Source organism: Gangjinia marincola (assembly GCF_039523415.1).
GTDB lineage: Bacteria > Bacteroidota > Bacteroidia > Flavobacteriales > Flavobacteriaceae > Gangjinia > Gangjinia marincola.
The window spans coordinates 25,666-41,058 of record NZ_BAAAFG010000014.1 but is presented as its reverse complement, the minus strand read 5'-3'; the positions used below and the strand labels follow the sequence as shown (position 1 = coordinate 41,058).

General features: G+C 39.5%; 13 protein-coding genes. 7 read left to right on the top strand and 6 right to left on the bottom strand.

Annotated elements, in window-relative coordinates:
• The first annotated feature begins 2 nt into the window (after positions 1-2).
• Positions 3-506, top strand: coding sequence for an IS1096 element passenger TnpR family protein (locus ABD000_RS07015; protein ID WP_343765207.1), 504 nt, complete (start codon positions 3-5; stop codon positions 504-506).
• A gap of 20 nt (positions 507-526) precedes the next feature.
• The gene (locus ABD000_RS07010) at positions 527-1,585 is read left to right on the top strand and encodes a nucleoid-associated protein (RefSeq protein WP_343765205.1); all 1,059 of its coding nucleotides are present in this window, start codon (positions 527-529) and stop codon (positions 1,583-1,585) included.
• On the opposite strand, the gene ABD000_RS07005 is transcribed toward ABD000_RS07010, so the two are convergent.
• The 6 genes from ABD000_RS07005 to ABD000_RS06980 form a co-directional block, all read right to left on the bottom strand.
• A complete protein-coding gene (locus tag ABD000_RS07005; protein WP_343765203.1) occupies positions 1,582-2,895 on the bottom strand; it encodes an MFS transporter in 1,314 nt (437 codons plus the stop codon). The two genes, ABD000_RS07010 and ABD000_RS07005, sit on opposite strands and share 4 nt — an antisense overlap.
• Before the next feature lie 81 nt (positions 2,896-2,976).
• Positions 2,977-3,798: a M48 family metallopeptidase gene (locus tag ABD000_RS07000; RefSeq protein WP_343765201.1), complete on the bottom strand. Its 822-nt coding sequence runs from the start codon at positions 3,796-3,798 to the stop codon at positions 2,977-2,979.
• Positions 3,799-4,116: 318 nt separating this feature from the next.
• Positions 4,117-6,519, bottom strand: a complete 2,403-nt coding sequence (locus tag ABD000_RS06995; protein ID WP_343765199.1) for a glycoside hydrolase family 31 protein — start codon at positions 6,517-6,519, stop codon at positions 4,117-4,119.
• A gap of 105 nt (positions 6,520-6,624) precedes the next feature.
• Positions 6,625-8,535, bottom strand: coding sequence for a 1,4-alpha-glucan branching protein GlgB (glgB, locus tag ABD000_RS06990; RefSeq protein WP_343765197.1), 1,911 nt, complete (start codon positions 8,533-8,535; stop codon positions 6,625-6,627).
• Between the two features lie 12 nt (positions 8,536-8,547).
• Positions 8,548-10,173 (bottom strand): trehalose synthase, encoded by a 1,626-nt coding sequence (locus ABD000_RS06985; RefSeq protein ID WP_343765195.1) that lies wholly within the window; start codon positions 10,171-10,173, stop codon positions 8,548-8,550.
• Positions 10,173-12,119, bottom strand: coding sequence for an alpha-1,4-glucan--maltose-1-phosphate maltosyltransferase (locus tag ABD000_RS06980; RefSeq protein WP_343765193.1), 1,947 nt, complete (start codon positions 12,117-12,119; stop codon positions 10,173-10,175). Before ABD000_RS06980 ends, ABD000_RS06985 begins: the two co-directional genes overlap by 1 nt.
• A 122-nt stretch (positions 12,120-12,241) precedes the next feature.
• Between ABD000_RS06980 and ABD000_RS06975 the strand changes: the two genes are divergently transcribed.
• From ABD000_RS06975 to ABD000_RS06955, 5 genes are all read left to right on the top strand, one after another.
• Positions 12,242-13,066, top strand: coding sequence for an alpha/beta fold hydrolase (locus tag ABD000_RS06975; protein WP_343765191.1), 825 nt, complete (start codon positions 12,242-12,244; stop codon positions 13,064-13,066).
• A 35-nt stretch (positions 13,067-13,101) separates the two neighbouring features.
• Positions 13,102-13,653, top strand: a complete 552-nt coding sequence (locus ABD000_RS06970; RefSeq protein WP_343765188.1) for a collagen-like protein — start codon at positions 13,102-13,104, stop codon at positions 13,651-13,653.
• 258 nt (positions 13,654-13,911) lie between these two features.
• Positions 13,912-14,391 carry a peptide-methionine (R)-S-oxide reductase MsrB gene (gene msrB, locus ABD000_RS06965; protein WP_343765185.1) on the top strand — a complete coding sequence of 160 codons (480 nt, stop codon included), beginning with the start codon at positions 13,912-13,914 and terminating at the stop codon, positions 14,389-14,391.
• Positions 14,388-14,810, top strand: a complete 423-nt coding sequence (gene msrB / locus ABD000_RS06960; RefSeq protein ID WP_343765182.1) for a peptide-methionine (R)-S-oxide reductase MsrB — start codon at positions 14,388-14,390, stop codon at positions 14,808-14,810. Before msrB (ABD000_RS06965) ends, msrB (ABD000_RS06960) begins: the two co-directional genes overlap by 4 nt.
• A gap of 9 nt (positions 14,811-14,819) precedes the next feature.
• On the top strand, positions 14,820-15,383 hold the full coding sequence (locus ABD000_RS06955; RefSeq protein ID WP_343765179.1) for a uracil-DNA glycosylase family protein: 564 nt from the start codon (positions 14,820-14,822) through the stop codon (positions 15,381-15,383).
• Positions 15,384-15,393: the final 10 nt, after the last annotated feature.

The window sequence follows — 15,393 nt, the reverse complement described above, 5'->3', positions numbered from 1 at the left end:
ACATGATTTATAGATTTAGAGTGATCCTTGATACCAAAGATGATGTATTTAGAGATATTGAGGTAAAGGATGATATCACGATGGAAGACTTTCATAACTCAATCACTCAGGCCTTTGGCTTTGAAGGAAATGAAATGGCCAGTTTCTACCAGTCTGATGAGGAGTGGAATCAAGGCGAAGAAATAGCACTGTTTGACATGAGTGAGGGTACATCGCAAGTACGCATCATGAATGAAACTGCGCTGGATGAGATGGTCACAGAGCAGTCACCACGTCTTATTTATGTTTACGACTTTTTGAGCATGTGGACTTTTTTAGTAGAATTAGCAGAAATTGCCGAACCAGATTACTCCATCGACTATCCTAACCTTATTTTTGCTCATGGCGAATTACCCCCAGAAGCACCAGATAAAGAATTCAATGCAGATGATAACGATTTAGACCTAGATGACGATCTGGACGTAGATAACTATGATGATTTGGACTTTGACGAAAACTGGAATTAATGCTGCTACACTAACACACTATGATCAATCTTTTTAATACCCATATTGAATCCCTTTCTATTCATCGCGTAGGGAATAAAAGCCGAAACGAACCCATATTCTTATCTGCATTTCCCTATGAGCTCAATGATGAACTTACTCCCCTACTTAAAGAGTTTTTTTTAAAACCTTTTAGGGAAAAAGAAGAAAACTATTACCGATTCAATCATGAGGCCGATCTTGAATTTCACACCCTACACGGTATTGCCAAAAAGGTGTTTGAAGACCCCTCAGCCATTCATCAGGCATCACAAGAGATTACAAAACACTTGTACGATCAGTCATCTCACCCTCACATCAAAGCCGGTGAGGTATACGTGACCTATTTTGAAAATATGCTATTAGACAATGAAAAAGTGAATGCAATCGGTGTATTTAAATCTGAATTAAAGACCGATTTTCTTCAGTTTAAAGAAGGAGAAAATCAGCTGGACATCAAATTACAGCAAGGCGTCAATTTAAACAAACTGGATAAGGGCGCGATAATTTTTAATAAAGTCGAAGCCGAAGGTTATAAGATTCTATCGGTAGACTCAAATCGTTACGATACCAAATACTGGCTGGAGCATTTCTTAGAAGTCGATGTTTTTGAAGACGACAATTTCTTTACTAAAAAGTACATGAAGTTCTGCCAGAATTTTGCTAAAGACGTTGTCCTACCTGCAGAAGATAAAAAGGAAGAAGTCATGTTCATGAATCGTGCGGTGAATCATTTTGCAAAAAATGATACGTTTGAAGAATCCAATTTCATCAATGAAGTATTCGAAAATCCTGATCTTATTCCAGAGTTTAAGCACTACAAAGTTGAAAAAGCACCAAAATATAAAATTGAGGATTTAACTGAGTTCCCAATAGCCAATACGGCTGTTACCGCAGCCAGAAAGAGCATCAAAAACGTGATTGAGCTAGATACCAACATACAGATCAAAATGGATTTCATAAATCCCGAAAGCGCCGAAAAATTTGTCGAAAAAGGCTGGGATGAAGAAAAACAGATGTATTACTACCTGGTTTACTTTAACAAGGAGCAAAAAAGTTAGGGAGCTTCTTTGGGTACTCGGCGTAATAAAACCATTCCTACAAAGAAGAATACAGCTAAAAAGATAATCGAATTCCGCATACTGCCGGTAACTTGAGCAATAAAACCATAGATAAACATACCGATGATAATCCCAATTTTTTCAGCAACATCATAAAAGCTGAAGAAGGAAGTAGTATCAATAGTATCTGGCAAAAACTTGGAGTAGGTAGATCGGGATAGCGACTGGATTCCACCCATCACAAAGCCAACTGCCGCCGCAGTGATATAAAAGTGAATGGGTAACGTCACAAAATATCCCACGACACAAATCACCACCCAAATCATATTAATGCCAATTAAGGTTTTGATATTTCCAAATTTTTGAGCCGCTTTCCATGTTAATGTAGCACCTATTACAGCCACTAGCTGTATTAATAGTATGCTTGTAATCAATCCTGTTTGACGCGCTTCATCTCCACCCCACTTCACTTCTTCTTCACCAAAATAAGTGGCTACTAGCATAACGGTTTGTACGGCCATACTGTATACATAAAATGCTATGAGATAGGATTTCAAAACAGCATTTTGAGCAATTAAACTTTTTACTTTTTTGAGCTCCAAGAAACCATTAATCAGAAAATTTTTAGCATTGGACTCACGCTTTCTTCCCATAGGCAGGTAATACAATGTGTATTGACTAAAGGCTAACCACCAAATACCAACAGAGAGAAAGGAAATACGCATGGCTTGCATGCTTCCGGTGCCGCCTTCTGCCAGTCCAAAGGTTTCAGGATACATGACCATTCCTAAATTAAAAAGTAACAATATCACGCTTCCGATATACCCTAAGGAGTAACCCCTTGAGCTTAGTCGATCATGCTGTTCCGCGAAAGCGATATCAGGCAAGTATGAATTATAAATCGCAAAAGAACACCAATATCCCACCAGCGCCATTAAATAACAGAGCAAACTTATGTAAATATCATCCAATGAAAACCAGTACAAACCTATGCAACTAAAGGCTCCCAAAAAGTTAAATAGGTGCATAAATAACTTCTTCTTACCCGTATAATCTGCAATACCTGCAACCAGGGGCGTAATGAGAGAGATCAACACAAAAGCAAAAGCAGTAACATAGCTTATGAGCGGAGCACGGGCAACTTCTCCTCCAAAAACCGTCACTTTTTCAATTTCTTCTATTCTAAACAGCGCACCGTAGTAAATGGGAAAAATCGCAGATGAAATCGTTAAGTTATAGACTGAAACAGACCAGTCATAAAATGCCCAGGCATTGGTTAATTTTTTAGCTCCTTTAGCAAGTAACTGCATAGCCGTTATGTTTGAGTAAGGGCTAAAAATAGAAAAAGCTACTTGTTAAAAGCAGCTTTTTGAAGTAAACTTTATGTATTCTTATTGAAAAGAAGTAACACCGTATTTTTTTGCTTCGGCTTTAGCTTCTGGAATCCAAGCAGTTAAATTTTGAATACGCGTATCCGGATGTGGATGTGTACTCATAAACTCTGGCGGAGATTGTCCCCCGCTTGCAGCTTTCATTCGTTTCCATAGTTCTGGGGCTTCAGCAGGATCGTATCCGGCGATTGCCATTAGTGTAAGACCTATACGATCAGCTTCGGTTTCGTGGCTTCTGCTAAAGGGTAACATCACTCCTAATTGTGAACCAAGTCCAAATGCAGTAGCAAATATTTGCTGTGTCTCCTGGCTTTTTCCACCTACAGCAACAGCACCTGCAACTCCAGCAATTTGTTGTAATTGACCGGCACTCATGCGTTGTGCTCCGTGATTTGCTAAAGCATGAGCAACTTCATGTCCCATAACCGCAGCTATTCCCGCTTCATTTTTAGCAATTGGGAGAATGCCCGTGTAAAAAACAATTTTGCCACCCGGCATACACCATGCATTCACAGCACTGTCCTTGACCAAATTATATTCCCATTGGTAGTCTTTAAGATATCCCGCATAGCCATTCGCCGTTAACCAACGTTCTGATGCAGTAGCAATTTTTTGCCCTATCCTAGTAATCATTTGTGCTTCGCTGGTATTGGTTACCACGGGGTTCTCAGCTAAGAATTGATCGTATTGTTGAAAAGCCATTGGGAATAGCTGATCATTAGAAACTAAGGCTAAGGTTTTTTTTCCTGTAAAGGGATTTGTCGCACAGGCTGCGATCATTAGGACTAATCCTAACGTAATAAGTATGTTTCGTGTCTTCATTATCAAGGGTTTTGGATGCCAATTTACAAAATAGACCTACCGCTCATCAAAGATTTGATAAGGGTTTAACATTTTTTGATACCATACGTTAAGAAGAAGAATAGTTATCTTAAAATCGTGTTTGACCACTACTCCCTTTCATTATTTTAGGATAGTTGAACCTTCGATTTTCATGACTCAAGCCATTAATATTATTTCCTTTTATGAAACGAAGCATCAGAAAAGATCGCTGCGTAAGCCAAAAGTCTTACTCAAAATATCTTCTATGACTGCAGCCCCAACTAATCTGACTTTATAAACCGAAGCCTTAGCGCAAGTCTACTTCCCTACAAGATGCAACTCTGAAAAGTCTTTAGGAATCACCAATGTATTTGCCGTGGGATTAAATTGACAATTCTTTAATGAGACTTTCTCACTATCAATCTCAATATAGTCTACCACAAAGGGTAAACCAAAGATGTTTATTTTCAAATTAGCATAAGGCGTAGTGAACTTACCAGACTTATACTGATTGATAATCAATTCATTGTCTTTTCCCTTTAAGCTAAAGTTTCTTAAACTAAAACGACCTTTTTTATAGTCATAGCCGTCCTGAGCATCTTCATAAACCACAGACTTTTCGACGCCCTCTTTATAGTAAACCTCCAGGGTTAATTCTTCTATTTCTTTTTCTCCAACATACTGCTGTATGGGATATTTTGGTATGATAGCTCCTTCTTTTACCATCATAGGAATGCTATCAATATCTGCATCTACCCATTCTTCACGACCACCTATATAAGTTTCTTTATTCCAGTAGTTAAACCAGGTTCCGCGTGGAATATACATGCGTCTACCCTTTGCATTGGGCTCTAGGACAGGGCAAACCAGAATATGATTTCCAAAGATAAACTCATCTGTTCTATAATGTGTTTGCGCGTCTTCCTGGTCAAAAACCACTAAACTTTTAAGCATAGGTGTGCCATCAGTCACATACTGCCAAAACATAGTGTACAAGTACGGCAATAATTGATACCTTAACTCAATAAATTTGCGGGTGATATCAGTTACATTCACATCAAACGACCAAGGTTCTTGGTCTCCATAATCACCAGAGGAGTGTGTTCTACAAAATGGATGAAACACACCTAACTGGATCCAACGAGCATAAAGCTCTCCTGTAGGTTGCTCTGCAAACCCGCCTATATCACTCCCGGTAAAGCCCATACCACTCATACTCATGCGTTGTGCCTGAATATTCGCGATCCATAAATGTTCCCAGGTAGCAATATTATCGCCTGTCCAAGAACTGGTGTAGCGTTGCGCGCCAGAATAAGCCGAACGGGTTATAATAAATGGGCGTTTAGGATAAGCGTATTTTTTTACGCCCTCATACGTGGCTCTTGCCATCTGTGTCCCGTAAATGTTATGTGCTTTTCGGTGACTGCATGGGTTACCATCGTAGTCATGACGCACATCATCTGGAAAAGTTTTATTGGGAACCTCCATCACGGCAGGCTCATTCATATCATTCCACACTCCTTTTACTCCAAAGTCTGCAATGAGTTCTTTGTATAATCCGGCCCACCATTCACGAACTTCGGGATTAGTGAAATCAGGGAAGTTACATTCGCCCGGCCATACTTTACCTTTCATGTAGGGACCATCTGCACGTTTACAGAAATAATCATTCTCCAGCGCCTCCTTATATACCCAATAATCATTATCTATTTTAATCCCCGGATCTATGATGACAATGGTTTTAAAGCCATCTTCAGCCAGGTCTGAAATCATCTTCTTAGGATCTGGAAAGTGTTCATGGCTCCAGGTAAAACATCTAAAGCCTTCCATGTAGTCAATATCTAAGTAAATCGCATCGCAGGGTATTCTTAATTTTCTAAATTCTGAAGCGATATCTCTAACTCTACTTTCAGGATAGTAACTCCATTTACACTGATGATATCCTAGCGACCAAAGCGGCGGTAATTCTGGTTTTCCGGTTAAATCCGTGTAACTTGTGATCACATCATTCATGTTTGGTCCATAGAAGAAATAATAATTCATTTCTCCTCCATGGGCCCAGAAGCTTGTCACTTTTCTACGTTCATTACAAAAGTCAAAAAAGGTTCTAAAGGTATTGTCAAAAAATACTCCGTAGGCCTGCCCGTGGTGTAATCCCATGTAAAAAGGTACACTTTTATATAATGGGTCTTTATCCTTCCCAAAGGCGTACTGATCTGTCGCCCAGTTTTCTATACGTTTACCTTTAAGATTTAAGTGCATGGGTTTATCCCCTAATCCGTAGTAACTTTCTGCATCCTGAGCCACCTTGCTCATCTTTACTACATTACCACCATGCTCATAACTCTCTTCCCAGTGGAAGCCCAGTTCATCTTCAAGGATAATATTACCTTTGAGATCGTAAATTTTAGATTGTAAGGATTCTTTATCAATACAGCATTTAAGCTTTGAAGTAGTGACACAAAACTCTGTTTCATGCTCATTTACTTCAAGGTGGTTAAATCCTCTGTTTGCATCATCATCAATAGCGTACGAAAAATCATTTTCAAAGGTATTTTCTGTCGCAAATCTAAATCGTAATACGCTATCTCTTAAAACAGTAAGGTGTAGAATCACACCATTTTCTGTTCTAAATTCTAATACATCAACATCTTTGGAATATGAAATTACTTTGCGTGGAAAGAGATTTCCCTTCTGCTCTAATTCTGTATTAACAATCATACCTCTAGGTTATAAATAAGACTAACAAAAAAAAGCTATCGGCGGGGATTATAAAAATTTAAAGTCATCAATTATCACCACTTATTAACGAAATCGTTATCGGTGTTATGCTTTAATCTCAAAAACGACACATCCCAATGGTGGCAAGAAAATTTCAGCAGAAAATGGTTTATAATTCCACTCTTCTTTTTGGATGGTTATGGATTTTTTAGTTTTCATTCCGCTACCACCAAAATCTGCATGGTCAGAGCTAAATACTTCCTGTAATTTTCCGTCAAGCGGAAGACCTATTCTGTAGTTTTCACGTGGAATCGGAGTCATATTACAGGCGACGATAAGCTGGTCATTGGCTTCATTTCCCTTCCGAAGATAGGTATACACACTATTTTCAGCATCGTTATGATTAATCCATTCAAAGCCTTCACTAGAAAATTGTTTTTCATGCAGGGCAGACTGACCTTTGTACAGCTTATTTAATGCTGTGAGCATTTTTTTAACCCCTTGATGTGGCGCATAGTCTAGCAAATGCCAATCCAGGCTCCCTTGAAAGTCCCACTCTTCATGCTGCCCAAACTCTGATCCCATGAACAATAAGTTCGCTCCGGGATGAGTGAACATATAGCTATACAGTAGTCTTAGGTTTGCGAATCGTTGCCAATCATCACCCGGCATTCTGCCTAAAATGGATTTTTTACCATAGACCACTTCATCGTGAGAAAGCGGAAGCATGAAATTCTCTGTAAATGCATAGGTCATGCTAAAAGACAAGTCGTTTTGATGATGCCTGCGATAAATAGGCTCCTTGGCAAAATACTGTAGTGTATCGTGCATCCAGCCCATCATCCATTTCATTCCAAACCCTAAACCGCCTAAAAACGTAGGTTTAGATACCATGGGGAAACTGGTGGACTCTTCGGCTATGGTTTGTACATCTGGGAAATCCTTATACACCGCTTCATTCATTTCTTTCATAAAGGCAATGGCTTCCAAATTTTCTCTCCCGCCAAATTGATTGGGTTCCCACTCCCCATCATCTCTGGAGTAATCTAAAAACAACATAGATGCTACGGCATCTACTCTCAGCCCGTCAGCGTGGTACTGATCTAACCAAAAGATCGCATTACTAATCAAGAAGCTCTTTACTTCATTACGGCCATAATTGAAGATGAGGGATTTCCAGTCTGGATGGTAGCCCCGGCGGCGATCCGGATGTTCATATAAGTGTGATCCATCAAAGAATCCAAGTCCATGAGCATCTTCCGGAAAATGTGAAGGCACCCAATCCAAGATCACTCCAATATCGGCCTGGTGAAAAGCATCTACCATAGCCGAAAATTCTTCGGGATAACCAAATCGTGAAGTAGGCGCAAAATATCCTGTAAGTTGATAACCCCAACTGGGATCATAGGGATATTCCATGATGGGCATAAATTCTACATGCGTAAACCCTGTTTCTTTGACATAGCTTACTAAATCGTTCGCCAATTCAAGGTAAGAAAGCGACCGGTTCTCTTCTATATTTTTTTTCCAACTGCCCAGATGAACTTCGTATACTGAAAAAGGAGCGTCCAGTGCGTTGTGCTTTTTTCGCTTTTTCATCCATTTAGCATCTTTCCAATTGTAATTAGTGTCCCACACGACCGAAGCGGTTTTAGGTGGATGCTCACAGCGCCTCGCGTAGGGATCTGCTTTTTCAGTCTTTATATCATTATTATTGCTATGAATTTTATACTTGTACGTAGAGCCTTTGCCCACCCCGGGGATGAACCCCTCCCAAATTCCGCTGCTATCCCAGCGTACGTTTAATAGGTGCTGACCTTCTACCCAAAAATTAAAATCTCCTATGACCGATACCGATTTGGCTGTGGGTGCCCAAACCGCAAAATAGGTTCCCTGCTCTCCCTCTTTTTCAATAATATGTGACCCAAACTTTTCATACAAGCGATAATGCTTACCTGCTTTAAAAAGGTCAATATCAAAATCGCTAAAAAGACTATGCGTTTTTACAGTACTCATGTAGTTAGGTTGTTAGTTGTCTTGATTTCTCAAAATATTTTCAATTCCTTTTAATGGAATGATAGCCCATCTTGGGCGCGAATTTAATTCATATCCCAGTTCATATACTGCCTTTTCTAACAAACAATACTTGAGTAAGAAGTATATTTCTTGATTGTAGCCAATATTTAGGTTATTTGCCTGCACGACATGGATATAATTTTGCAAGAAAACCCCTACAAAATAACGGTAGAGAATTTCACCTGCCTTGCCTTTATCATCTTCAGATAGGTTGGAATCCTCTTTTGCATTGAATATCGTAGCATAAATCGCATAGTGAAACGATCTAAACATGCTGGCCACATCTTTTAATGGGGGCTGTTTTACTTTTCTATCCCTAATGGTACTTTCGGGTTCACCCTCAAAATCCAGTAGATAAAAATCGTCTCCATGCACCAACACCTGTCCCAAATGATAATCACCATGAATGCGTATACGTTCACTTTTTAAGCTTGTCCAGTCAAAATCAATAAACTTTTTTCTGACTATGTTCTTGTTCTCTAAAAAGTGCTGCGCCAGCTCTAAGGTTGTTCCCTCTAGCTTATGCAGGTTATTTTCAATGAGATTAATTCTATTTTGAAATTGATAAAGCAGTCTGTTTTTTAACCAAACCGTATAATCGCTGTTATATCTGGTAGGTGCAAATCTATTATCTTCAAACTCACTCCCCAAAGCCACATGCATCTCTGCGGTTCTAATGGCCAACTGTTTTATTTTTAAAAAGATATTTAATCCTGCCCAGTCAATGATCTCTGGCGGAATATCGTTAATCTTGATGCGCTTATAAAGTTTTAACTTTGGCAGGCTATCCAGCGAAATATTGCGTTTACCCAATGCATCAATGACACCATCAAGTTCTTTTAGCATAAATTGCCAGGCATCACCTTCATTGGGAATAAGTTCTTGCATTAATGCAAGGGTTACGGTATCCTTATCAAACCTTAGGTTGATACTACCCGTATACGCCGGAGTATTTTTAAAGTGAGCTACCTCGGTTAAAAATCGACTGATTTCGTAATCTGGATTTGTGGAAACATAAATCCGTCTAAAAAATTTAATGACATATCGTTCATTAAAAATGATAGAGGTGTTACTTTGCTCAAGCCCCATGAATTTTGAAGATTTGTAATCCTCATCAATCAGTTTTTCGCCACTGTGATAGTTGACGACTAGTTCATCCCCCTCATTACCTTGTACGATTTTTTCAAATAACAGCTGTCTAAATTCTTCAAGATAGAGTCCATCGATGATATAGCCTTTTTTACCATCAAGCGTGAGCTCCATAATAGGACCTTCTTCGCTCAGCGAAGCATCTTCTACAAAAGCGATGGGAATGAAGTAATGTTGATAAAAGGCTTCTTTAAAATTTACTTCTAACAGTAACCCGTAGTAACGCTTAAAATCATTTTCTATGGTAAAAGACTCTACTAACTCCACATACTTTAGCGAACTTGCCTTACCCCCGTACCAGCGTTGCTTAATGATATAAGGTTCTAGTACATCTTCTAAAAAAGTTTTGACAAACGTCTTACTCTTTAATAGCTCATACCAATCCTCATTAAATACGTAGGGAGCTGCAATGTCCTGTTTCTTTGCCATTATCGCTTAATCTTAAAAATGTGAAACGGCAAGGTAGGATGAAGCTCAACAAAATTCCATTCACCGGTCCATTGATAGCTGCTTCCGGTAATCAAATCACTTACCGTAAATTGATCGTGATGCTCTAGCTGTAGAGAGTTTAACGGCACTTTTACCTGTCCGCTCTGTGAATAATACGCATCTAAGCTCACTACAATAAGTAACTCATCTTCTTTACGGTCATCATATTTGTAAAATGCCAGTAATTGATCATTTTCTACATAGCAGAATTCTATATTGTTCGTTTGTTGCAGTGCCGGTTGTTCTTTTCTCACGTTATTGAGTGAACTAATCAACATAGTCAATTTATTTTCAATCGACCAGTCCCAATGGCGTACCTGATATTTTTCGCTGTCCAGATATTCTTCCTTCCCCGGGACTGCGGCACTACGCATTTGCTCGTATACCGGTCCATACAAGCCTATATTAGAACTTAAGGTGGCTGCTAATGCATATCGAATGAGATGTTGCGCCTCATTTGCACCTTGTAGTATCCACGGATTAATATCTGGTGTATTGGGCCAAAAGTTAGGCCTAAAATATTCCTTTTGGTCTGTTTTAGTAAGTTCATTGAGGTATCCCTCCAACTCATGTTTAGACGTTCGCCAGGTAAAATAGGTGTACGACTGTGTAAATCCTTGTTTGGCCAATTGATTCATCACCTTAGGCTTGGTAAATGCTTCGGCGAGAAACAATACATCAGGGTGTTTTTTCTTTACCTTATGGATTAACCAACCCCAAAAATGATGTGGTTTGGTATGTGGATTGTCTACTCTAAAAATCTGAATGTCAAATTCTTCAATCCAATATAAAGCAATGTCGATTAAATCTTTCCACAGCTTTTTATATTCCTTTGTTTCAAAGTAAATTGGCTGAATATCTTGGTATTTTTTTGGAGGATTTTCAGCATATTGCACCGTTCCATCTGGTCTCCATTTAAAATACTCTGGGTGTTCCTTGACCCAGGGATGATCTGGTGCGGCCTGCAACGCAAAATCCATGGCGATTTCAATCCCGTGCTCTTTTGCTTTGGTCACGAGTTGCTTAAAATCTGCTTCAGTACCTAGCTGAGGGTGGATTGCTTTATGCCCTCCTTGCTTTGCTCCTATCGCCCAGGGCGAACCTACGTCACCATCTTGGGTGTGAGTAGCATTGTTTTTTCCTTTTCGGTTTAGCTCTCCAATGGGATGAATAGGCGGAAAATACAACACATCAAATCCCATTGCTGCGATGCGAGGTAATTGAGCTTCGCAATCTTTAAATGTCCCGTGAACTCCCTCTTCTTTTGCTGCGCTACGCGGAAAAAACTCATACCAGGTACTAAATCGTGCCTTTGTACGGTCAACATATACCTGTAAATCATGGGACGTCGCTAAGAATTCTTTTTCAGGATATTTGTAAAGAACATCATGAAGTTGTGCTGAAAACACCTGCTGTACTGCCTCATCGTATTGAGCTTCGTTTTTAAATATCTTCGCGGTTTTAGTGAGATAAGAAGCATCATCACCTTTTGCTAATTTAGCGACAGCTTTAAGGTATTCGGATCCTTCTAATAGTTCGCTTCTTACATGTTGGTTGTCTTCTAGTTTTCTGCGAGTGCCGTGCAACCAGTTAAGGGCGTAATCCACCCAACCTTCTACGTTGTAGGTATAATAGCCTTGTTTGTCTAGTGAAAATTCTGCTTGCCACGCATCGTTTTCCAGTGGATGCATGCGGACTTCCTTCCAAGTGCGTTCTTTTTCATGTTTGAAGCGCACCGAAGCCTGGATCACATCATGCCCATCCACAAGAATATCTGCTGTAACGGTGACAGATTCTCCTACAACGCGTTTAATAAAATAGGTGCCGTGATTTAATTGCGGACTGATGTGTTCAATGACAACCCGCTCCTGATTGAGTGTTTGCAAAATGGTTGGTTTAGTATGCTCCTAAAATACTAAAATTGACGAAATATCCTTTACTTTGTTTCTAGATTTCGACCTAGATGACGCCTCCCCCTAAAAATAGCTTACCCGTACAGCAACTTCTCATGCCTACATATTTGGTAAAAATTGGGCAGCTTTTACAGGCCATCTCACCGCGCCTGGCTATGCGGTACGCAGCGATACTTTTTCTTACGCCCTTTACCTATTCCTTGCCCAAACGTGAAAAAAAAATGTTTGACAATGCGTTGCAGCACGATATTAAACTTCCTAAAAGCAAGAAAAATATTGTGGTGTACGAGTACGGTGATTCTGCTAAAAAAGTATTGTTAGTACACGGCTGGAGTGGCACGGGCACTCAGCTGGCTAGTATAGCCGAAGAACTCATCAAACATGGCTACAGCACAGTGAGTTTTGATGCGCCAGCACACGGCCAAGCCAGAGGAAGTCGAAGTCAAATGCCTTATTTTATTGAAGCTATTCACCATCTACAAAAGCAGTTTGGCCCATTTGAATATGCTATCGGTCATTCCCTAGGCGGAATGTCACTACTACGTAGTATCAAAGAAGGATTAAAACTAAAGAAGCTTGTCATTATAGGAACTGCCAATAGTGTTACTGCAATTACTGAAGATTTTATTCAAAACATGCAGCTAAAACCTCAAATCGCGCATTTACTCAAATCACATTTAGATAAAGAATTTGGACAAGATTTAGATGATTATGCGGGAGCCAGATCGGCAAAAGCAGTAAAAATTCCAACGCTGGTTGTGCACGATAAAAACGATGTAGATGTGCATTATTCTTCGGGTCAAGAAATAAACGATGCCCTAGCCGAAGGTGAATTATATCTCACTAAAGGACTAGGACACCGTAAAATTTTAGGAAATCAAAAGACCATTGAAAAGATCGTTTCTTTTTTATTGGCATAAACTTTGTTTTCTTTACAGTGTTTAAATCTTTTATCATGAAAAAATTAGCTGTACTATCTGTTTTATTTATTGCCTTCATTACCTCATGTACTGAAGAAAACAATATTGTTGAAGAAAATTTCTTTTTAGGGCAAACCTTTGAATTTAATAATGTGGATTTTGAATATACTCTTGAAGAAGATCCGGCAAATGGTCCGGATGATTTGGAACTAACTGCTTTAGTTCAAATACCAAATGATATTGAAGTATTTGAGTCTGATGCTATTTTAACCTATCGACTTGAAAGTATTGAACCAGATGGTCAAGGTGGATCTGCGGACTCATGGGTGTTGTTACCAGTAAGTTATTTTATTGGAGATGAAAATGGAGATGTAATTCAATACTCTTCTAATCACACTTTTTTTGATATTGAAATAAAAATAACCGGAAATTTTGATTTAGATTTTTTAAGTGATAATGAATTTAATGCTTACGCTCAAAATCAAATCTTTAGATTTGTTGTAGTTCCTTCAGACTTTGCGACCAATCCTACGGTTGATCTTAATGATATCAACGCTGTTCTAGGTGCGCTTAATAAAATCGACTAAGACTTTTAGTACAAGCTTAACAAGACAAATTCCTCTGTACGCAGAGGAATTTTTTATTTTTCGGTAGAGAATCTGTGTATGAAGTTGTCGAATGTACATACCCTCTACAAAAAAACTAAGGATTAGATTGTCAAAGTGGTAAAGGGTATCTTAAATAAGTTCAGTCTTCAGACCAAAAATTATACATAAACCAATATTAACACAATTCTTGTTTTTGCAAGAAGTAAAATAAGATCCCTGCCTTTGCAGGGAATAAATATGAAAAAAATTGCATTAGTACTCATCGCTTTAATTGCATTAAGCTGCAACTCAAAAGCACAAGAAGATAAGAAGGAACGCACGTTCCCGGTTTCCAAATCCAATGAAGAATGGAAGGAAATTTTAACCTCAGACGAATATTATATTCTGCGCGAAGCAGGGACAGAACGCCCCTTCACCAGTGAATTGCTGGAGGTTAAAAAGCCAGGTACGTTTGTTTGCGCTGCATGTGAGACTCCGCTGTATAAAACAAAACATAAATTTGACAGTGGTACGGGATGGCCCAGTTTTGATCGTGCCGTTGATGGCAATGTAGTTACAGATACAGATTATAAAATTGGATATGCGCGCACAGAACTACTTTGTGCCACCTGCGGTGGTCATTTAGGACATGTTTTTGATGATGGACCTAAAGAAACTACCGGCAAACGCCATTGTATTAATGGTGATGCACTAGACTTTAAACCTCAAAAAGGATGAGTAAGAAATATGCTGTAGACAAAACCGAGGCAGAATGGAAAGAAGAACTCTCTCCAGAAGAATATCACGTGCTTCGACAAAAAGGAACCGAACGCCCCCACACCGGCAAATACAACCTACATTTTGAAGAAGGAACCTACCGCTGCAATGCGTGTAATGAACCTCTGTTTGAAAGTGACGCAAAATTTGAAAGCGGCTGTGGCTGGCCCAGTTTTGATCAGGCGATTGAAGGAAAAGTTGAATACGTAAAAGACACTACTTTCGGGATGGTGCGTACCGAAATTTTATGCGCCAACTGCGGGAGTCATTTGGGACACGTTTTTGATGACGGCCCAACAGAAACCGGGGTACGGTATTGCGTCAATTCGTTGAGTGTGGATTTTGAAGATGATAAGAATCCTGCGTCAACTAACAATTAATCCGGTTTTTTGAAAAATCTGCTAGAGGAGATTAGACGATGCGAGGTGTGCAAAGCACATTTACCGCTGGGAGCTAATCCCATTATAAGTGCTTCAAAAGATTCAAAAATCATTTTAGTGAGTCAGGCGCCGGGTCGGTTAGCACACTTACACACAAAAGCATGGGATGACCCCAGCGGCCGTCGACTACGGGAGTGGCTTGGTGTTAATGAAACAACCTTTTACGATCCTATAAATTTTGCCGTTTTGCCCATGGGGTTTTGCTATCCCGGTAAATCAGCAACCGGAGATCTTCCTCCTCGTTCAGAGTGTGCGCCGCTTTGGCATGCACACGTACTTAACCAATTAAAAAAGCCGCAGCTTTTTATTTTAATTGGTGGATATGCTCAAAAAGCATATTTAAAAGATGCCACCACGCTAACTGATCGGGTAAAACGCATGAATGATTATTTGCCTAACTATCTTCCGCTTCCCCATCCTTCGCCGGTCAATCACTTTTGGATGCGTAAAAATCTGTGGTTTGAGACAGAGAAGCTTCCGGCGATTAAGAGAATTATTCAGGACATACTTTAACTAGTGTGAA